The sequence below is a fragment of the Nocardia sp. NPDC055029 genome, from assembly GCF_053608525.1.
Genome location: NZ_JBSGVQ010000021.1, coordinates 106165 through 125732, shown reverse-complemented (window position 1 = coordinate 125732; position 19568 = coordinate 106165). Strand labels below are relative to the sequence as shown.

General features: G+C 69.9%; 19 protein-coding genes. 7 read left to right on the top strand and 12 right to left on the bottom strand.

Annotated features, from left to right (window positions below; translation table 11 throughout):
• Window positions 1–301 precede the first annotated feature (301 nt).
• The 3 genes from ACWF9G_RS19495 to ACWF9G_RS19485 form a co-directional block, all read right to left on the bottom strand.
• Entirely contained in the window at window positions 302–1714 is a 1413-nt protein-coding gene (locus ACWF9G_RS19495; RefSeq protein ID WP_452516873.1) for an ATP-binding protein, read from the bottom strand.
• A complete protein-coding gene (locus tag ACWF9G_RS19490) occupies window positions 1701–2408 on the bottom strand; it encodes a response regulator transcription factor (RefSeq protein ID WP_379310721.1) in 708 nt (235 codons plus the stop codon). The genes ACWF9G_RS19495 and ACWF9G_RS19490 overlap by 14 nt, the downstream gene beginning before the upstream one ends.
• Before the next feature lie 64 nt (window positions 2409–2472).
• Complete coding sequence (locus ACWF9G_RS19485) at window positions 2473–3054, bottom strand: TerD family protein (RefSeq protein ID WP_379085996.1); 582 nt, start codon at window positions 3052–3054, stop codon at window positions 2473–2475.
• 137 nt (window positions 3055–3191) lie between these two features.
• On the opposite strand from ACWF9G_RS19485, the gene ACWF9G_RS19480 reads away from it, so the two are divergent.
• A complete protein-coding gene (locus tag ACWF9G_RS19480) occupies window positions 3192–4265 on the top strand; it encodes a magnesium and cobalt transport protein CorA (protein ID WP_379310722.1) in 1074 nt (357 codons plus the stop codon).
• A gap of 9 nt (window positions 4266–4274) precedes the next feature.
• Here the strand turns inward: ACWF9G_RS19480 and ACWF9G_RS19475 are convergent, their stop codons facing one another.
• The 3 genes from ACWF9G_RS19475 to ACWF9G_RS19465 form a co-directional block, all read right to left on the bottom strand.
• Window positions 4275–5138, bottom strand: a complete 864-nt coding sequence (locus tag ACWF9G_RS19475; RefSeq protein ID WP_452516872.1) for a universal stress protein — start codon at window positions 5136–5138, stop codon at window positions 4275–4277.
• 90 nt (window positions 5139–5228) lie between these two features.
• Window positions 5229–6965, bottom strand: a complete 1737-nt coding sequence (locus ACWF9G_RS19470) for a GAF domain-containing sensor histidine kinase (RefSeq protein ID WP_379310724.1) — start codon at window positions 6963–6965, stop codon at window positions 5229–5231.
• Between the two features lie 40 nt (window positions 6966–7005).
• The gene (locus ACWF9G_RS19465; RefSeq protein WP_379310725.1) at window positions 7006–7650 is read right to left on the bottom strand and encodes a response regulator; all 645 of its coding nucleotides are present in this window, start codon (window positions 7648–7650) and stop codon (window positions 7006–7008) included.
• A gap of 163 nt (window positions 7651–7813) precedes the next feature.
• Between ACWF9G_RS19465 and ACWF9G_RS19460 the strand changes: the two genes are divergently transcribed.
• On the top strand, window positions 7814–9529 hold the full coding sequence (locus ACWF9G_RS19460; RefSeq protein ID WP_452516869.1) for a SulP family inorganic anion transporter: 1716 nt from the start codon (window positions 7814–7816) through the stop codon (window positions 9527–9529).
• A gap of 4 nt (window positions 9530–9533) precedes the next feature.
• Here ACWF9G_RS19460 and ACWF9G_RS19455 read toward each other — a convergent pair whose 3' ends face one another.
• Complete coding sequence (locus ACWF9G_RS19455; RefSeq protein WP_452516867.1) at window positions 9534–10520, bottom strand: Acg family FMN-binding oxidoreductase; 987 nt, start codon at window positions 10518–10520, stop codon at window positions 9534–9536.
• Window positions 10521–10695: 175 nt separating this feature from the next.
• Between ACWF9G_RS19455 and ACWF9G_RS19450 the strand changes: the two genes are divergently transcribed.
• Genes ACWF9G_RS19450 through ACWF9G_RS19440 form a run of 3 tightly spaced genes read left to right on the top strand, consistent with a single transcriptional unit; the run spans window position 10696 to window position 12582 of the window.
• Window positions 10696–11367: a HemK2/MTQ2 family protein methyltransferase gene (locus ACWF9G_RS19450; RefSeq protein ID WP_452516865.1), complete on the top strand. Its 672-nt coding sequence runs from the start codon at window positions 10696–10698 to the stop codon at window positions 11365–11367.
• Window positions 11324–11566 (top strand): CDGSH iron-sulfur domain-containing protein, encoded by a 243-nt coding sequence (locus ACWF9G_RS19445; RefSeq protein WP_379310729.1) that lies wholly within the window; start codon window positions 11324–11326, stop codon window positions 11564–11566. The genes ACWF9G_RS19450 and ACWF9G_RS19445 overlap by 44 nt, the downstream gene beginning before the upstream one ends.
• Window positions 11563–12582 carry an iron-containing redox enzyme family protein gene (locus ACWF9G_RS19440; RefSeq protein ID WP_452516863.1) on the top strand — a complete coding sequence of 340 codons (1020 nt, stop codon included), beginning with the start codon at window positions 11563–11565 and terminating at the stop codon, window positions 12580–12582. The genes ACWF9G_RS19445 and ACWF9G_RS19440 overlap by 4 nt, the downstream gene beginning before the upstream one ends.
• On the opposite strand, the gene ACWF9G_RS19435 is transcribed toward ACWF9G_RS19440, so the two are convergent.
• The 4 genes from ACWF9G_RS19435 to ACWF9G_RS19420 all read right to left on the bottom strand — a co-directional run bounded on the left by ACWF9G_RS19435 (window position 12548) and on the right by ACWF9G_RS19420 (window position 14940).
• Window positions 12548–12985 (bottom strand): ATP-binding protein, encoded by a 438-nt coding sequence (locus ACWF9G_RS19435; protein ID WP_379310731.1) that lies wholly within the window; start codon window positions 12983–12985, stop codon window positions 12548–12550. The two genes, ACWF9G_RS19440 and ACWF9G_RS19435, sit on opposite strands and share 35 nt — an antisense overlap.
• A gap of 94 nt (window positions 12986–13079) precedes the next feature.
• Window positions 13080–13502, bottom strand: a complete 423-nt coding sequence (locus ACWF9G_RS19430; RefSeq protein ID WP_452516861.1) for an STAS domain-containing protein — start codon at window positions 13500–13502, stop codon at window positions 13080–13082.
• A 72-nt stretch (window positions 13503–13574) separates the two neighbouring features.
• Window positions 13575–14408 (bottom strand): RNA polymerase sigma factor SigF, encoded by an 834-nt coding sequence (locus ACWF9G_RS19425; RefSeq protein ID WP_452516859.1) that lies wholly within the window; start codon window positions 14406–14408, stop codon window positions 13575–13577.
• A 94-nt stretch (window positions 14409–14502) separates the two neighbouring features.
• Window positions 14503–14940: an anti-sigma factor gene (locus ACWF9G_RS19420; RefSeq protein WP_452516858.1), complete on the bottom strand. Its 438-nt coding sequence runs from the start codon at window positions 14938–14940 to the stop codon at window positions 14503–14505.
• A gap of 320 nt (window positions 14941–15260) precedes the next feature.
• Here ACWF9G_RS19420 and ACWF9G_RS19415 point away from each other — a divergent pair, with 320 nt between their 5' ends.
• On the top strand, window positions 15261–17396 hold the full coding sequence (locus ACWF9G_RS19415) for a catalase (RefSeq protein ID WP_452516857.1): 2136 nt from the start codon (window positions 15261–15263) through the stop codon (window positions 17394–17396).
• Between the two features lie 6 nt (window positions 17397–17402).
• Here ACWF9G_RS19415 and ACWF9G_RS19410 read toward each other — a convergent pair whose 3' ends face one another.
• A complete protein-coding gene (locus ACWF9G_RS19410) occupies window positions 17403–17909 on the bottom strand; it encodes a DUF6328 family protein (protein WP_452516856.1) in 507 nt (168 codons plus the stop codon).
• A 111-nt stretch (window positions 17910–18020) separates the two neighbouring features.
• Between ACWF9G_RS19410 and ACWF9G_RS19405 the strand changes: the two genes are divergently transcribed.
• Window positions 18021–19484 carry an aminotransferase class I/II-fold pyridoxal phosphate-dependent enzyme gene (locus ACWF9G_RS19405; RefSeq protein ID WP_452516855.1) on the top strand — a complete coding sequence of 488 codons (1464 nt, stop codon included), beginning with the start codon at window positions 18021–18023 and terminating at the stop codon, window positions 19482–19484.
• The last annotated feature ends 84 nt before the right edge of the window (window positions 19485–19568 follow it).

Genomic DNA, 19568 nt, shown 5'->3' with positions numbered 1-19568 from the left:
TTGTTGTCGGTCAAGGTGTTGCCCGGCAACTTGACGTCGGGCTTCACCTTGGGGGCGCAGCCCTTGAGCATCGGCTGATGGGGGCAACCGGGCTGCGGGGCCGGGCGCGACACTGCGCCGGGCCCCGCTGTTTTTCGTGCTCCCCCGGGGAGCTGGATGGTCACCGGAATCGGTTGCCTGGCAGCGACATCCGGACCTCGGCCGCCGGTGGCCAATGACGGGCCATCGACGACTTGTCCTCCTCCAGACCGGAAGCGCGGCACGGCTCGATCCCGGCGACCGGACAGACAATCGCAATGTTTCATTGCAGCGGTTCCGCTGGTTTGTTTGCGATCTCGTGACGAACGTCGTCACAGGAGGGGATGGTCAGCACGAAGCGCGCCCCGCCACCGGGCCGTTCGGTGCAGCGCAGCGTGCCGTCGTGGCAGGCGACGGTCTCGGCGACGAGGGCGAGCCCGATGCCGGTGCCCGCCGTCGCCCGCGACACCGTGACGAACCGGTCGAAGATGCGTTCGCGGTCCTCGGGCGCGACACCGGGTCCCGCGTCGTCGACGATCACCGTGATGTCGGCGCCGTCGCGGTCGACCCTGACTCCGGTCAGTCCGCCGCCGTGCCGATCGGCATTGGCCAGCAGATTGACCAGCGCGCGTTCGAGTTCCATCCGCCGCCCGCGCACCGTGCCGGGGTCGCGCACGTCGAGGACCTCCGGTGGGGTGTCGCGGCCCGCGAGCAGATGGGTGAGCAGTTCGGCCAGCGACAGCGGCGACAGGTCGGAGCGGTGGATGCCCGCTTCGGCGCGGGCAAGGGCGAGCATGTCGTCGAGCAGGCCGCGTAGATGGGAGGTCTCCTCGACCAGCAGTCCCAGTGCGGCTTTCGGCCGCTCCGACAGTTCGTCGCGGTGCCCGGCGAGCACGGTCGCGGTGGTGGTCAGCGTGGTCAGCGGGGTGCGCAGTTCGTGGCTGAGGTCGGAGACAAGGCGCCGTTCGCGCTCGATGCGGCGTTGCAGGGAGTCGACCATGGCGTTGAACGCCTCGACCGTGATCGCCAGATCCTCGTCCGTGGCGCGCGGCAGGCGCAGATCGTGTTCACCGGAGGCGATCCGCGAGGCGGCCGCGGCCACCTGCCGCAGCGGGCTGAGCGCGCGCTGGGCGGCCCACGCACCCAGCGCGGCGGCGACGGTGACGGCCAGGACGGCGCAGGCGAGCAGGATCGTGCGCAGCATGTGCAGATTGGCTTCGAGTTCCCGCATCGGCGCGAATTCGTAGAGGACAGAACCGTTCTCGACCTGGGACCACACTCGGAGATACGGTTGGTCGCCGAGCCGCACGCGGGTGGCGGTGCTCGGGATGGCGTCGGCCGTGTCGATCACCGGTGGGGTCAGTGGGGCGAAGCCGTCGTCGACACCGATGGCCGACCACCGTCCGTCCCGGTGCAGGACGGCGATGTAGCCGGTGGGCAGATGCAGCGCGTCCAGCGCCTGCTCGCCGGTGATCCGCGGGTCGTCCAGGCGTAGCCGCAGCAGTTCGGCGTGCACGCCGACAGCACGTTCGACGATGCGCACCCGCTGCGATTCCATGTAGCTGGTGCTGATTCCGTAGACCGATCCGGCCAGGATCACGGCCACCACGCTCGCGCCGAGCACGAACGCGGCCATGACCCGGCCACGCAGGCCACGGAACCGCGATATTCGGGGGGAACCGTCAGGCTTGGACATCGAGCCGATAGCCGAGTCCGCGGACCGTCACGATCAGGCGCGGGTCGGCGGCATCGCGTTCGATCTTGGTCCGCAGGCGGCGCACGTGCACGTCGACGATGCGCTCGTCGCCGAAGAACCCACGGTCCCAGATCTTGTCGAGCAGCACCTGCCTGCTCAGCACCAGGCTGTCGTTCTGTGCCAGTTCGCACAGCAACCGGAACTCGGTGAGGGTCAGGTGCACGTCACGCCCGTCCAGGCGCAGCGAACCCCGCTCCGGGCACAGGATCAGGCGCCGGTCGGGGGCGGCGTCGAGAACGAGTTCGGTGACATCGCGGTCGGCGCTGTTCCTGGTGCGGCGGCGCAGCGCGCGGATGCGGGCGGTGAGCTCCTTGACCGCGAACGGCTTGGTGACGAAATCGTCGGCGCCCGCCTCGAGCGCGGCGACCACGTCGTGGGTGTCGTCGCGGGCGCTGACCACGATGATCGGCACGTCGTGGTCGCGGCGCACCTCACGAATGCAGGTGTAGCCGTCCATCCCGCCGAGCATGAGGTCGACGATCATCACGTCGGGGACGCCGAAGTCGCGGACCTGGTCCAGCGCCGCCTCCGCCCGTTCGGCCTCGGCGACGACGTAGCCCTCGCCCTCCATCGCCAGCCGCAGCGATGTCCGAACCCGGGTGTCGTCCTCGACGATCATCAACTGTGCGCGCATCACTGCCCTCCGTACCGGCAACCACCGTACGCGGGCCGGGTGAGCGCGGCGAGACGATGGATGGCTACTGGATGGCGAATCGCAGCAGCGCCTGCCGGTCGCCCTGCTTGATCTTGCCCTTGCGGTCGAGCACCTCGAGCTGCCAGACCGGGCCGTTGCGGAAGGCCCGCGCGATCGCGTTGGCGTTCTCCTGGCCGAGCAGCGACGGCCAGATGTCGGCGACGGGCTGGCTGTCGGCGCCGGTCGCGTCGTAGATCTTGAACGAGACGTTGTTGGCCTTCTCGAACGAGCTGCCCTTCTTGAACGCCGCGGCGACGAAGACGATGGCGTCGATGATCGGCGGGACATCGGCGAAGACGACGTGCACGGTCTCGTCGTCGCCCGACGCCGCGCCGGTCTGTTCGTCACCGGTGTGCACCACCGCGCCGTTGCCGAGCGGGTTCAGCGAATCCAGGCCTGCGAAGCGGACGGGCTCACCGCCCTGCATGAGCACGGCGATCAGGTCGAGGTCGACACCGCGCTTGCGCCGCGCCATCCCGAGCAGGCCCCCGCTGGATCCGGCCGACGGGTCCCAGCTCACCCCCACACTCATCTTGGTGATGCCGGCGAGGTCGGCCGCGCCGTCTTCCTTCTTCAGCGTAATCACGTTCCCAGGCTACGGACTCGCGGAGCAGCCTGCAGGGCAAGTGAATTCGCCGGGGTACCGGCCCCGGCGGGCGGTACACCACCGGCGCCGACTCGGTGCCGGGCTCGGCTGTCGCGACTGCGCATAGGATCGGGCCGGTGTCGTCCGTTCCACAGTTCCGCTTCCGTCGTTCCCGGCTCCTCGCCGAGCCGCCCGTCCACCGGCCTGCCGTCCCCACGGCGCGGGCGATCGTCGACTGTGGTGTCTATGTGGACGGGCGACGACTGCCCGGCCGGTTCACCCCGGCCGCCGCGCTGGCCGAAGTCCGCAGCAGGGGAACGGGTTTCGTCTGGCTCGGCCTGTTCGAGCCCGACGCGCACCAGATGGGGGAGATCGCCGGGATCTTCGACCTGCACGCGCTGGCCGTCGAGGACGCCGTGCACGGGCGGCAGCGGCCCAAGCTCGAGCGCTACGACGACACGCTGGTGACCGTGATGCGCACCGTCGCCTACGTCGAGCACGACATGCACTCGGTCAGCGAGATCGTCGAGACCGGCGACATCATGGTGTTCACCGGACCCGACTTCGTGGTCGCGGTGCGCCACGGCGCGCACTCGGCGCTGGCCGATGTGCGACACCGGCTCGAACAGGACCCCGCGCGGATGGCGCTGGGGCCCGGTGTCGTGCTGCACGCGATCACCGACCGCATCGTCGATTCCTACATCGTGGTCGCCCAGTCGGTGGAGTACGACGTGGAATCGATCGAGGAGGAGCTGTTCACCCCGCGCAGCAGGCTGCCGATCGAGTCGATCTACCAGCTCAAGCGCGAAATCGTCGAACTGCGGCGGGCGGTGAGCCCACTGGCCCTGCCGCTGCAGGCGCTGACCAGGCCGGAATCCCCACTGTCCAAGGAGATCCGGCGCTACCTGCGCGATGTGGCCGACCACCACGCCGGGGTGTCCGAACGCATCAACGATCTCGACGAGTCGCTGACGGCGCTGGTCAGCGCCGCGGTGGCCAAGATCGCGATCCAGCAGAACGCCGACATGCGCCGGATCTCCGCCATGGTCGCGATCCTGGCCGTGCCGACGATGATCGCCGGCATCTACGGCATGAACTTCGACCACATGCCGGAACTGCACCATCGATGGGGCTATCCGGCCGTGCTGATCACCATGGTGGTCCTCTGCTCTGCCCTGGTGGTCGCCTTCCGCCGCATCAAGTGGTTGTGACCCACCCGGTCAGTTCCCGGCTCCCGGCCGGGCGATGATCAGGGGGCAGTGCGCGCCGTGCAGGATGGCCTGCGCGACCGAACCGAGTGCCGCTCCGGCGAATCCGCCGCGGTCGTGGCTGCCGACGACGATCAGCTGTGCGCCCGCCGCCGCGGTGAGCACGGCCCTGGCCGGCCGGTCCTCGACGACGATGCGTTCGACGCGCAGGTCGGGGTATTTCTCGCCGTAGCCCGCCAGGCTCGCCGACAGCTCCGCGTCGGCTTCGGCCCGCATCGTTTCCCGTGATTCGTAGCGGAACAGCTCCGACCAGGCGCGCACCGCGATCACCCGCACGTGACGACGACTCGCCTCGTCGAAGGCCAGTGCGACCGCGTCGGCGCTGGGGCGGGAGCCGTCGACCCCGACCACCACTGCCCCCGTCGTCGTGACCGCCGATTCCGGCACGACCGCCACCGGGCACGCGGCATGCCGGGCGACCGCCGTGCTGACCGAGCCGAGCAGCGCGCGCCGCACCGCCCCCAGCCCCCGGCTGCCGAGGACAACCAGCCGCGCCGACTCGCTGTGCTGCCGCAGGATCGCCCGCGCGTCGCCCACCTCGACGGAGGTCGTGATCACGAGATCGCCGACCGAGGCGACCTCGGCCGCCGCGCCCGTGACCACGGATTCGCCCTGGGCGTAGAGCATTTCGCCGTCGAAGAGCGGACCGCTGACTCCCGGCCCGTACTCGACCGGGACCTCCACCGCATAGACGAGGTGCAGCGGCGCCTGATGATGGGCGGCGAATTCGGCGGCCCACCGCAGGGCGATGTGTGACCGCGGCGAGCCGTCGACCCCCGCGACGACCGGGCGGCCAGGGTTCTCGGGATGGGACATGACACCCTCTCTGTCCTCCCCACTGTGCGTCGTGGCCGGTGCGGCCGGACAGGGCCGCAGGTCCTGCTCCGCAAGGACTTTGGTCCCCGCTCAGGACAACGGCGCCGACCAGCGCAGCACCGTGCCGCCCGACTCGCGCTCGGTGACGGCGAAACTGCCGCCCGCGGCCTCGGCCCTGGCGGCGAGGTTGGCGAGCCCGCTGCGCCGGGTGATCTCGGGCGCGATGCCGGCGCCGTCGTCGGCGACCTCGATGCTCACCTCGTCGCGCACAATCAGTTCCACCGCGACCGTGCTCGCCTTCGCATGGCGCACGACATTGCTCACCGCCTCTCGCAGCACCGCTTCGACATGATCGGACAGCGGTGGCTCGAGCACGGTGACCGGGCCGGCGAGCCGGACGGTGGTGCGCAGCCCGGTGTCGGCGGTCATCTCGGTGATGATGTGGTGCAGGCGTTTCCGGTACTGCGAGGAGTCGGTGGTGGTGTTGGACTGCAGGTCGAAGATCGAGTAGCGGATGTCCTGCACGATCGCCTGGATGTCGTCGATCGTCTCGTCGAGACGGGTACGCACCTCGGGGGCCCTGGCCCGCTGCATCGTGCCCTGCAGCGACAGCCCGACCGCGAACAACCGCTGGATCACGTGATCGTGCAGGCCGCGGGCGATCCGGTCGCGGTCGGCGTACACGTCGAGCTCGCGCATCCGGCGCTGGGTGTCGGCCAATTGCAGCGCCACCGCGGCCTGGTCGGCGTAGGTGCTCATCAGCGCCTGATCCGCCGGGGTCGGCGGGGTGACCCCGGCGGGGAGCACGGTGGTCAGCACTCCGGTGACCAGTCCGTTCGCGCGCAGCGGCAGGGTCAGTACCGGCCCGAATTCGGCGATCGAGGCGAAGATCGGATCGTGGGCCGGAGCGTCGGAGGTGACCGGACTGCCCGACCGGAACGCCGCGGCCACCGGCGAATCCGTCAGCGGGATGGCGCGGCCGACCAGCACACCGGCGTCGGCACCGGCCGCCGCGACCACCACCAGCTCGGTGATCTCCTCGTGCGGCACGTCGGGGTCCTCGGGCAGCGCCAGGAACGTGCACACCGAATGTGTCAGGGAGCGGCCACGTTCGGCGATCAGCTCGAGCACGTCCTCCGACGCGCTGCCTGCCAGCAGTTCGGTGGCGACGTCCCGGATCGCCTCCAGCCAGAGCTGGCGTACCCGCGACTGCGCGTACAGGCGCGCGTTCTCGATCGCGATGCCCGCGGCGGCGGCCAGCGCCTGCACGACCACCTCGTCGTCCTCGGTGAACTCCTGGCCGCCCGCCTTCTCGGTGAGATAGAGATTGCCGAACACCTCGCCGCGCACCTGCACCGGTACGCCGAGGAAGGTTCGCATCGGCGGGTGGTTGGGCGGGAAGCCGACCGAGGACGGGTGGTCCGAAAGATTGGTCAGCCGAATGGGTTTCGGGTCGGCGATGAGCACGCCGAGCACGCCGTGCCCGCGCGGCAGATCGCCGATCAGCACCCGGGTGCGGTCGTCGATGCCCTCGTAGACGAACTCGGCGAGCTGATTGCTGGTCTTGTCGGTCTCACGCACGCCGAGCGCGCCGTAGCCCGCGTCGACGAGTTCGATCGCGGTGTGCACGATGGTGCGCAGGGTGTTGTCCAGGTCGAGGCCCGCCGTCACGACGAGCATGGCCTCCATCAACCGGTCCATCCGGTCGCGGACGTCGACGATCTGGGTGATCCGGTCCTGGACCTCCCTCAGAAGTTCACGCAGGCGCAGCTGAGACAGGGTCTCGGTCACCGGAGGCCGGCCACCGGCTGCCGATTCGTCGTCCATACCGCGCATTCTTCCACGGTGCGACGGGCATCGGGCGAGGTCATCGGCGCGGCGGCCGGTCCAGATCGGCGGCCATGACGGCGGCCTGGGTGCGGCGTTCGACACCCAGTTTGGTCAGCAGCCGGGACACGTAGTTCTTGACGGTCTTCTCGGCCAGGAACATGCGCGCCGCGATCTGCCGGTTGGTCAGGCCCTCGCCGAGCAGCGACAGCAGGGTGCGTTCCTGCTCGGTCAGCGTGGCCAGCGGCCCGGTCTGCTCCGCCGCCTCCGAGCGCAGCTTGGCCATCAGCGCCGCGGCGGCCCTGTTGTCCAGCAGCGACTTGCCGTCGCCGACCTCGCGTACGGCATTGATCAGCTCCAGGCTCCTGATGTCCTTGACGACGTAACCGCTCGCCCCGGCCAGGATCGCGTCGAGCATGGCCTGCTCGTCGGTGAACGAGGTGAGAATCAGGCAGCGTGGCGCCGGTTCGGCCGAGAGGAGTTCGCGGCACAGTTCGATGCCGTTGCCGTCGGGCAGCCGCACGTCGAGCACGACCACATCGGGGCGCAGCGCGGGAATGCGCGCCAGCGCCTCCGCGCAGTCACCCGCCTCCCCGACCACCCGGAGATCCGGCTCGAGCGCGATCAGGTCGGAGACGCCGCGCCGGACGATCTCGTGGTCGTCGACCAGGAACACCGTGATCATCGCTGACCCTTTCTCAGAGACGACAGACCCTCGTTGCCATTGTCGTCGTCTACGAGCCTGCCCCCGCACCGGCGGCCCGGTCAGGGCCGAAGGTCACGCATGCCGGGGACTCGCGTCCCGATCCGGTGACGCCGGCGGTGTGACCGCGCGCGAGGAGCGCACAATGTTTCCCACGGTGTTGGAGCGAGCACTGCCGGGTCTGCGGCAGTTCCGGAACTATCGGCGCGCATGGCTGCGTTCGGACGTGGTCGCGGGCGTGACGGTCGCCGCGTATCTGGTCCCGCAGGTGATGGCCTACGCGACGGTCGCGGGGCTGCCGCCGGTGGTCGGGCTGTGGGCCACGATCGCGCCGCTGGCGGTATACGCGCTGCTGGCGACCTCGCGGCAGATGTCGGTCGGTCCCGAGTCCACCACAGCGCTGCTCACCGCGGTCACCCTGGCGCCGCTGGCGGCGGGCGACCCCGAGCGCTACGCGGCACTGGCCGCGCTGCTGGCGCTGCTGGTCGGAGCGCTGTGCCTGGCCGCATCGGCTGCCCGGCTCGGGGTACTGGCCGATCTGCTGTCGCGGCCTGTGCTGATCGGCTATCTGGCGGGGACGGCGGGGCTGATGATCGTCGGCCAGCTGGGGCGGGTCACCGGTGTGCCGGTCACGGGGGTCACCTCGATGGCGCAGCTGCGCTCGTTCGTGGCCAACCTCGGCCAGTGGCATCCACCGACCGCGGCCCTGGCGTTCGTCGTCCTGGCGGCGTTGCTGATCATGGCCCGCTGGACGCCGCGCGCGCCAGGACCGCTCATCGCGGTGCTGGCCGCGACGGTGGCGGTCGCGGTGTTCTCGCTGCAGCGGTACGGCATCGGCGTGGTCGGTGAGGTCCCCACCGGCCTGCCGACACCGGGGCTGCCCGCCATCGCGATGGCCGACGTCATGGCCCTACTGTTGCCCGCCGCGGGTCTGGCTGTGGTCGGCTTCTCCGACAACGCCCTGACCGCGCGGGCCTTCGCCGCACGGCACGGCGAGCATGTGCAGGTCAACACCGAACTCGCGGCACTGGGCGCGACGAATGTGGCCACCGCGCTCACCCACGGATTCCCGGTGAGCTGCAGCGGTAGCCGCACCACCATCGCCGACCTGATGGGGGCGCGCACCCAGCTCTACGCGCTGGTCACCCTCGCCGCGGTGCTCGTCGTGCTGTTCGGCGCCACCGGTGTGCTCGCGCAGTTCCCCGTCGCGGCGCTGGGCGCGCTGGTCGTGTACGCGGCGCTGCGGCTGGTCGATGTGCGCGAGTTCCGCCGGATCGCCAGGTTCCGGCTCAGCGAACTGTTCCTCGCGCTGGTCACCGCGGGCTCCGTGCTGGTGCTCGGTGTCCTCTACGGCGTGCTCGTCGCGATCGCGCTGTCGGTGTTCGACCTGCTGCGCCGGATCGCCCGTGGCCACGACGCGATCCTCGGCTTCGTCCCCGATCTCGCGGGCATGCACGACGTCGACGACTATCCGGAGGCGAAACCGCTCGCGGGACTGGTGGTGTACCGCTACGACGCACCGCTGTTCTTCGCCAATGCCGAGGACTTCCGTCAGAGCGCGCTGGCCGCCGTCGACTGGTGGGCGCGGCGCGGCGGGGAACCGGTGCGCTGGTTCGTGCTCAATGTCGAAGCCAATGTCGAGGTCGACCTGACCGCGCTCGACGCCGTGGAACAGGTGCGGGCCGAGCTGGCCGCGCGCGGGGTGGTGTTCGCGATGGCGCGGGTCAAACAGGATCTGCGCGTCGACCTGGACGCGTCCGGCCTCACCGAGCGGATCGGCGCCGACCGGCTGTTCCCCACTCTGCCGACAGCGGTCGAGGCCTTTCGCGCTGCCGGTGAATCGGGCGAGGCGGGCCCATGACGGGTCACCGCTCGGTCAGCACCTCGGTGAGCGGTCGACGCGGGGTGGGTGGCCGCTGCCTGTCCTCGGGGGCGATGCCGATCCTGACCACGACCTGCGGCACGCCGGGATGACCGATCAGACCGGCGAGCAGGCGCCTGCCCGCGGTCAATTCGGTGATGTGGGTCAGCGCGCAGGTCGACAGTCCCGACGCCGTGCAGTCGAGCAGGACCGCCGAGAGCGCCTCACCGGTCCGCAGCCAGGCAAGCGGCGACTCGTCAGCGGTGCTCAGCACCACCAGGCGAGCGTGATCGTCGAGATCACCACGCCGGGCCGAACGCTCCAGCGCGGGGAAGGGCCGTGCGACGCCCACCCTGGCGCGTTCGGACTCCGAGATCAGCGCCGACGGCGGCACACCGTCGGACCGCTCGGGATGGCCGGCCCACCAGCGGAGTTCGGCCTGGTACTCCATGTCGTAGCGGCGCAGGGCGCCGGACTGCTCGGACACCAGCGCCAGTTTGGGGCGCACCTCGTCGGCGAGGACGTCGACGGAGAGATCGTGCGGCGCGACGAGCTTGTCCAGCGTGGACACGACCGAGGTCAAGCCGATCGGCGCCGCCATCGGCAGCCGATCGGTATAGCGGCGATCGATGGCCTCGGCGCGGCGCAATTCCCCGATCGGCGGCTCGGGCCACGGCTCGAACTCGATCCTGGCCAGCAGCTCCGGGCGGTCCGGATCGGGCAGCCGGGTGACCGCGGTATGCCAGTGGGCGGCGGCGAACGCGGTCCGCACATGGTGCAACGCCGCGCCACAGCTGATCAGCACCTGCCGTCCGGTCGGGTCGGCGGCCGTCAGCTGCCGATCCGGGTCATGCGAGAGCTCGAGCGCGGTGCCGTCGAACACCCACCGCCACGGCTGGGTGTTGTGCAGCGACGGCGCCCGGCAACCGAGCCGGATCGCCGCGCGAACCGTGGGATGGTCGGGCACCTCATGAACTCGCTGAGTGTTCATATCAACCAGTCTGGCCCGGCGGCCCGCTAGACCGCGACAGACTTTCCGCACCTCGGAGGAGGCACAAAGTCCCTGATCACGCGCCCGGACCATACCGCGCGGATTGGTTCGCCGGATTGCGGGCATGCCGAGGGCAAGGGCCTTGTCGACGCGGGAAAAGGGGTAGCACGACGTGATGGTGATCCGCGCGCCGCGTGTCTACCGGCCGCAGGCCGACACCTGGCTGCTCGCTCGTGCCCTGCGCGGGCTGCCTGTGTTGCCTGGCGGCCGGGTTCTTGATGTGTGCGCGGGGACCGGCGTGCTCGCGCTGGCCGCGGCGCGGGCGGGGGCGCGCAGCGTCACCGCGGTCGACGTCTCCCGGTCGGCGCTGGCGTCGACGTGGCTGAACTGCAGGCTGCGCGGTGTCGCGGTGGAACTGCTGCACGGCGACTTCGCCTCGGCGCTGCGGCTACCGCGTTTCGACGTGGTGCTGGCCAACCCGCCCTACGTGCCCGCCGAGCACGGCACCGGCCGCGGCGGCGCGCTGGCATGGGACGCCGGACCCGACGGCCGCAGCGTGCTCGACCGGCTGTGCGACACGCTGCCGGATCTGCTCACCGACGGCGGCGTCGGGCTGGTCGTGCATTCGGCGCTCAGCGACCCGGAACGCAGTGTGCGCCAGTTGCGCGATCGCGGGACCGACGCGCGGGTGGTCGCCGAGGGCATCGTGCCGTTCGGGCCGGTGATGCGGGCCCGCGCCGGGTGGCTGGCCGCCCGCGGCTTCATCACCCCCGGCCAGCGCTACGAGGAATTGGTGGTGATCCGTGTCGATCGAACATCGTCCCGCGTCGTCGGCGACCCCGCCTGAGCCACGGCGGATCGTGCTCACCGACGACGGGCCCGCACTCGTCGACGGCCCCGTCGATGTCGTCACCGCCGACGGCACCGTGCTGCACTGCGACCGATTCGTGGTGGCGCTGTGCCTGTGCCGGCGGTCGAGCACCTACCCGCTGTGCGACACCAGCCACCGGCGCAGGCGACGCCGCGATCAGGAAGGCGACCGATGAACCCCCTCGTCGCGCCCCGACGTCCGCTGCCTGCCCCGCGCGGCGAGCTGTCCGCCGCCGTCGTCGAATCACTCAGGCGCCCAGCGGGTTCCGCGGTGCCGACGGCCGACGGCGCCGATCCCTACGGTGAGGATCTCCTGCTGACCCTGCACACCTGCTACGAACTGCACTACCAGGGCTTCGCCGAGGTCGACGAGAACTGGGAATGGGACCCCGACCTGCTGCGCCTGCGTCGCGACCTGGAACGGCGGTTGCTCGCCGCGCTGTCGGCCGACGTCCCCGGCGGCGACGACATCCACGCCGAACTCGACCGCCTGCTCGAACCCACCTCCGGCACCGACGGCGTCGCCGGCTTCCTCGCCGACCGCGGCACCCCCGACCAGCTGCGCGAGTACTTCGTGCACCGCTCGATCTACCACCACATCGAGGCCGATCCGTACGCGTGGGTGATCCCGCGCCTGCGCGGGCAGGCCAAGGCCGCACTGGTCGCGGTGGAATTCGACGAGTTCGGCGGCGGCCGCGGCGATCGCGTGCACGCGCAGCTGTTCGCCGACCTGCTGGCGGGCGCCGGGCTGAACCCCGGCTACCTGCACTACCTCGACGCGGTGCCCGCACCGATGCTGGCCCTGGTGGACATGATGTCGCTGTTCGGTCTGCATCGCGGCCTGCGCGGCGCCCTGGTCGGGCATTTCGCCGCCACCGAGATCACCTCGTCCCCCGCCGCCCGCCGCCTCGCCGACATCGCGCGTACGCTGCTGCCGCATCCCGCCTGCGTGCGTTTCTATACCGAGCACGTCGTCGCCGACGCCGTCCACGAACAGGTCATGCGCCGCGATGTCATCGCCGAACTGCTTCGTGCCGAACCGGAAACGGCGGCGGGGCTCGTCTTCGGCATCCAGGCGACGACCCTGCTCGAAGACCGATTCGCCGAACACGTCCTCGAATGCTGGCGCGCCGACCGCAGTTCGCTGCGGCAGGAGATCACCGATCCGCGAACAGCCGCCGGACCCGGCTGAAGGTGATGGCGACCGGATAGCCGCCCCTGGCCTGGTCGAACGGATCATGGTCGGCGACCAGATGATCGGTGATCGAATGCAGTACGTGCCAGCCGACTCCCGTCTCGTCGACCGGCTCGGTGTCGCCGCAGACGGCGTCCACCGAGACCCGGATCCGGAACTCGTCGGCGACGACATCGCAATGGATCTGGGACGAGGCGACGGCACCCAGGATCAGGCAGGTCGCCGCCTCGTCGAGCGCGACCCGGAGGTCGTCGACCTCGTCGACACCGAAACCGGTGATCAGGGCGATGGTTTCGGCCAAGGCCCGCAGCATGACGAGCTGCTCGAGATCGGCGTCGATCGTGATGTGGATCGACGTCGCGTGTTTGGACTCTGCAATGATCCGGTCGCTCGAATCCACGGTGGCCTCCTCCCGAGCTGACTGCACCGGAGTGGTTCACCGTGCGCCTACCCAGGATTGGCCGGACCGAAACACCGCGTGGACCGATCGGCCCTCAGCGCTCGCCGGGCTCGGGCTCCGATGCCTCGTCGAGGGATTCGTAGTACCGGAACAGCGGCCGGACGCCGACCAGGTCGAGCGCCCGCTCCACTTCGCGGCCTTCGGTGAGCAGGCGGAGATCGACGCCGGCGGCCCAGGCCTCGCTCTTGGCGGTGCTGAGCATGGCGGCGACCCGGATGCTCAGGAACTCGGTTTCGCGCAGATCCACCACGACGATGCGGGCGCTGGAATGCACCGCGCGGTCGAGCAGTGCCAGGAACGGCGGCATCCGCGCCGCATCGAGCTCGGTGCCGGTGTTCAGTACCCAGCAGCCGGGTCGTCCGGGGTCGCGCAGACTGAGCTCGGCCGCGGCGGGCGCCGATGGCCCGCGATACCACCGCAGCCGGCTCGACAACCGGCGATCCAGAACGACAGCCATAGAACCTCCTGTACGACAGGGTCGGCTGGAGGTCTCAACCTAGGACAATTCTGGCACGCGGCGCCGCTGGTGTCACTGCGCAGGCGCGTGCTCGGCGAGCGCCTGCTCGCGCAGCAGGCCCAGGGTGCGGGACAGGATCCGCGAGACCTGCATCTGGGAGACGCCGAGCTGCTCGGCGATCTGGCTCTGGGTCTTGGACTCGTAGAACCGCATGACCAGCACGCGCCGCTCTTCGCTGGGCAGTGCGGCGATCAGCGGGCGCACCGTCATCGCGTCCTCGGTGAGCTGGTAGCAGTGTTCTTCCACGCCGAGGGTGTCGGTGATCGCCTGGCTGGCGTTGTCCCGGTCGTCGTGGGTGAATTCGTCGATGGAGTTGGTCTGGTAGCCGTTGGCGGCGACCAGGGCCCTGGTGATCTCGACCAGATCGACCTCGAGCGCGTCGGCGAGCTCGCGGGCATTGGGCAGCCTGCCCAGCTGCTGGGACAGTTCCTCGGTGGCGGGCCCGACCCTGAGCTGGATCTCCTTGAGCCTGCGCGGGACGCGCACGGCCCAGGTGTGGTCACGGAAGTGCCTGCGCACCTCACCCATGATCGTCGGGATCGCGAAAGACAGGAACGACGATCCCCGGCTCACGTCATAGCGGTCGACGGCGAGGACGAGCCCCACCCTGGCGGTCTGGTCGAGATCGTCGAACTGTTCCCCGCGGCCCGCGAACTTGCGCGCGATGTGGTCGGCCAGCGGCAGACACAGCCGGATCACCTCCTCGCGGACGGCGTCGTAGTTCTCGTCCCCTGGTGGCAGCGCGCGCAGCTTCTCGAACCAGGGCTCGATGTTGTCGTAGCTGTCGCCGCGCGAGTGGGATCGCCGGGTGGTCGTGTTGTCGGCTGTCTCTGCTTCCGATGTCATTCGCCGATGCCTCGCTTCCAAACGGTTGCGGATATCCATGGGGTACCCATCGGTGCCACCGCTATGTCTTATTCGGAGCGAAGCCTGTCCCGGCTCAGGTCGCGGCGGGTCCGTGCACCCGCCGGATCCAGCCGAATTCGACGGTCGCCGGGTAGCCGTCGCCGACCGGATCGAAGTCGCCGTATTCGATGCGCAACGAGTCGGTCAGCGTCGCGACGACGTGCCAGCCGAAGGACTCCTCGTCGAGCGCGGACGGCGTGCGGATGACCGTCGCGATGCGGGCGCCGAGGGTGCCGTCGCCGGTGGTGAACACGCAGTCGAGCTGGGTGTCCGGGGCTGCGACCAGCATCAGCGCGGTCGCCACCTCGTCCAGCGCCAGGATCAGGTCGGTGACCTCGTCGAGGGCGAACCCGCGCACCAGCAGCACGGTCTCGGCCAGCGAGTGCACCATGGTCAGCTGGTCGAGTTCGGCCGGAACCTGGAACCCGACGGTCTTGGACCGGGGCGCGGTGTCGCGATCGTCTGCTCGCACGCCACCTCCCTGATCCACCGTCAACCGACTGGTCGGAGGGTACCCGGGCCGCGCCACGCCATTCACGCGTCCGCCCAGCGATTTCCGGGCTGCCTACCGTAGGCTCATTTCGGGTCGTTGCCGGTCGATTCGGGCTGGTCCGGCGGCTTCCCGGATCTCTTCCGGAGCGCCAGGACCACCGCGACGACGGCTATCAGAGCCACGATTGCGAGGATTTCCATAGGCGGCGCATACCCCACCCGCCGATCTCCAACCGCTGTTTGCCCTGCGGACAGCGCGGTAGTCCGACAGAGACGGTGTCCACTCGACTGGAGGCGATCATGGGTTTTCCCGAACACCAGCAGCCGCCAACTCCGCCCGACGAGGACGCGGGCACGCCGTGCGAGCAAGCTGGACCCGAACCGGATCAGGAGGGCCCCGCACTGCGCGGGCCGACCGGGGCGCCGATTCCAGGCGACGCGAGCATCCGCGCCCAGCAGGGCGGCGCGCTGACCACAGCCCAGGGTTTGCCCACCGCCGATACCGATCACGCTCTCAAGGCGGGCCCGCGCGGACCGGTGCTGCTGCAGGACATCCACCTGCGGGAGAAGATCACCCACTTCGATCACGAGCGCATCCCCGAGCGGGTCGTGCACGCGCGCGGTGCGGGCGCCCACGGCGTGTTCGTCGCCAACGGCGCGGCCGCCGAGCTGACCCGCGCGACGTTCCTCGCCGCCGACGCGCGCACGCCGGTGTTCGTCCGGTTCTCCACGGTGCTCGGCTCCCGCGGTTCGGCCGACACCGTGCGCGACACCCGCGGTTTCGCGGTGAAGTTCTACACTGACGACGGCGTCTACGACCTGGTCGGCAACAACATCCCGGTGTTCTTCATCCAGGAGGCGATCAAGTTCCCGGACGTGATCCACGCGGGCAAACCACAGCCGGATCGCGAGATCCCGCAGGCACAATCCGCGCACGACACGTTCTGGGATTTCGTCACCCTGCACACCGAAGCCACCGCGCACACCTTCTGGAACATGTCCGACCGGGCGCTGCCGCGCTCGTTCCGGATGATGGAAGGCTTCGGCATCCACACCTTCCGGCTGGTCGCGGCAGACGGCACCACCAGCCTGGTGAAATTCCATTGGAAGCCACGGCTCGGCGTGCATTCGCTGCTGTGGGAGGAAACCCAGCTCACCGCGGGCTTCGATCCCGATTTCCACCGCCGGGATCTGGCCGAGGCGATCGCGGCGGGCACCACGCCGGAATGGGATCTCGGCGTCCAGGTGTTCCCGGACACCCCCGATCATCTCTTCGAGGGCATCGATCTGCTCGATCCGACCAAGATCGTGCCGGAGGAGCTCGCGCCGGTGCGGATCATCGGCACACTGCGGCTCACCGCGAACCCGGTGAACTTCTTCGCCGAGACCGAGCAGGTCGCGTTCTGCCCGAGTCATCTGGTGCCCGGCATCGAGGTCACCGACGATCCGCTGTTGCAGGGCAGGCTGTTCTCCTATCTCGACACCCAGCTCAGCAGGCTCGGCGGCCCGAATTTCGCGCAACTGCCGATCAATACCCCGCACGCCGATGTCAATGACCTGTTCCGGGACGGTATGCATCAGACGGCCGTGCACCCCGGTATCGCCCCGTACAAACCGAATTCGCTGGGTGGCGGATGCCCGTATGCCGCGAGTCTGGCCGACCAGGCCTACGTCGAATCACCGACACCCATCCCGCCGCCGACCGCCAAGCTGCGGACCACGGCGAACAGTCCGGAGGCGGTGTCGTTCGCCGACCACTTCTCGCAGCCGCGCATGTTCTATCGCAGCCTCACCAAGGGCGAGCAGCGGCGGCTGGCCGACGCCTTCTCGTTCGAACTCGGCAAGTGCACCTCCGACACGGTGCGGCGACGTGCCCTGCGGATGCTGGTCAACGTCGACGACGAGCTGGCAGGCTACGTCGGCGGACAACTCGGACTCGACCCGCCCGCCCCGGACTCCGACCGCGTGGAACTCGCGCCGAGCCCCGCGTTGTCCCAGCGCAAGGGCGGCTTTCCGGTCGACGGCCGCACCGTGGCCGTGCTGGTGGACGACACCGCCACAGCCGGCGCCGTCGAGGAGGTCACCGACGCTCTCGCACAGGCCAAGGTGACCCCGTTCGTCGTCGCGGCGCACGGCGGTGCTGTCGGCGGTGTTCCGGTGGCGCGAACCTTCGCCACCATGCGATCGATCGAATTCGACGGCGCCCTGCTGCTGGGCGGCCCGCTCGATCCGCGGGTGGACCTGCTGGTCGAGGAGATGTGGCGGCACGGCAAGGCGATCGCGGCAGTCGGAGCGGCGGCGGAGGTACTCCAGCGCAACGGCGTCGACTTCGACGCACCCGGAATCACCGTCGCCGACGCCGTGACGGCCACCAGCGCGCTGCTCACGGACCTGGGTGAACATCGCGCCTGGGCCCGCATCGAACCCGAGTCATGAGCAGGCTCAGACAGAACTGTCCGGCTCGCGCCGCCGTTGAATCAGGGGGCCGACCAGCCAGACCCCCGTGAACAACAAGGCGAAGCAGATCCCCGCGACGATCGAGGCGCCCATGCCTGCCACGGTGTCGAAGATCAGCACGGTGACTCCGGTCAGCGCGACCCCGAGCAGGATCATCCCGGCGAACGCGTAACGATGGGCAGACGCGACGAGGTCGGCGAGCTGATGCCTGCGGAACAGCAGCCGGTGCGTGGCGACCGGGGCGACAAGCAGCACCGTCGCCGCGACCGACGCGACGACGGTGACCAGGTAGACCACCTGCATCGTCGTGTCCAGGATAGTGAACCTGGCCTGGAACGGCAGGGTCAGCAGGAAACCGGTGAGCAGCTGCACGCCGGTCTGCACGACCCGCAGTTCCTGCAGCAGATCGGCCCAGTTCCGATCCAGCCGCTGGATCTCGGTCTCGCCGCGAGCCTGCTTGTCCCATTCCGCGTCGTCGCGTGCCGTGCTCATCGCCCGATTCCTCTCACCCTATTCCGGGCATGCCCCCAGGCGTCGTCCCGAAACGGGCAGGGGCAGGTCAGGCACCGGATTGAAGCACTGCCGAACGGCTACTACCGCTACATGGACCACAGCACAGCCCCGCTCGTCGCCGCGGTCGCCGATTACCGCGGCTCGGGTCGATACGGATTCACACCACCGGGTCATCGCCAGGGTCGCGGGGTCGACGGGCGGGTGCTCGCCGCACTCGGCGCCGACGCGTTCGCCGGCGACATCCTCGCCGCGCCCGGCCTCGACGACCGGTTGTCCAGAGCAGGCCTGCTGGCCGAAGCCGAGGAACTCATGGCCGACGCCGTCGGCGCCGACTCCACGTTCTTCTCCACCTGCGGCAGCTCGCTGTCGGTGAAGGCGGCGATGATGGCCGTCGCGGGCGGCAAGGACGGCGGACTGCTGGTGGCCAGGGACAGCCACAAATCGATCGTCGCCGGGTTGATCTTCTCCGGGGTGCAACCGCACTGGATCACCCCGCGCTGGGACGCCGAGCGGCACTTCTCGCATCCGCCGTCACCCGCCCAGGTCGAGCAGGCCTGGCGCGACCATCCCGACGCCGCGGGCGCGTTGATCGTCAGCCCGAGCCCCTACGGCACCTGCGCCGACCTGCGCGGGATCGCCGAGGTATGTCATGCCCGCGGCAAACCGCTGATCGTCGACGAAGCCTGGGGCGCGCACCTGCCGTTCCACCCCGACCTGCCCACCTGGGCGATGGACGTCGGCGCCGATGTCTGCGTGGTGAGCGTGCACAAGATGGGCATGGGTTTCGAACAGGGTTCGGTGTTCCACGTGCAGGGCGACCTGGTCGATTCGGCCCGGCTCAGCCGCTGCGCCGACCTGCTGATGACCACCAGCCCCAACGTCCTGATCTACGCCGCCCTGGACGGCTGGCGAAGGCAGATGGTCGAATTCGGCAACGACCTGCTCGGCAACGCGCTGTGGCTGGCCCGCCGGACTCGTTCCGCGCTCGCCGAGATCGCCGGCTTCGACGTCATGCACGACGAGTTGCTCGGTGTCGAAGCCTCCCACGACCTGGATCTGCTGCAGGTCCTCGTCGACGTCTCCGCCACCGGCGCGACCGGGTACGCCGCCGCGGACTGGCTGCGCGCCCACCGCCAGATCGACCTGGGACTCACCGATCACCGGCGGGTGCTGGCGACGCTGTCGGCCGCCGACGACACCCAGTCGGTCGACGCGCTCGTCGACGGCCTCGCCCTGTGGCGCGCCGGCCTCGGCGAGCCCGCGCCGCTCGAGATCGCGCTGCCGACACCCCAAGACCTGCAACTGGAGACGGTGATGCTGCCTCGCGACGCGTTCTTCGCCCCGACGGAGCTGGTGCCCGTGCACGAGGCGGCAGGCCGGATCGCGGCCGAACAACTCACCCCGTATCCGCCGGGTATCCCCGCGATCGTGCCGGGGGAACGCATCGGCGCGGCGGTCGTGGACTACCTGCGCACAGGTGTCGCCGCGGGCATGAATGTGCCCGACGCGAGCGATCCCCGCTTGCATGCGATTCGGGTCGTCGCCGGGAGCTGAGCTGTTTGTGTCCCGCGGACCCGGGTAGGCGGTCTGTGGGTCCCCAAGACGGCCCACCGGCCACCGTCGGTGGCCGAGAGATCT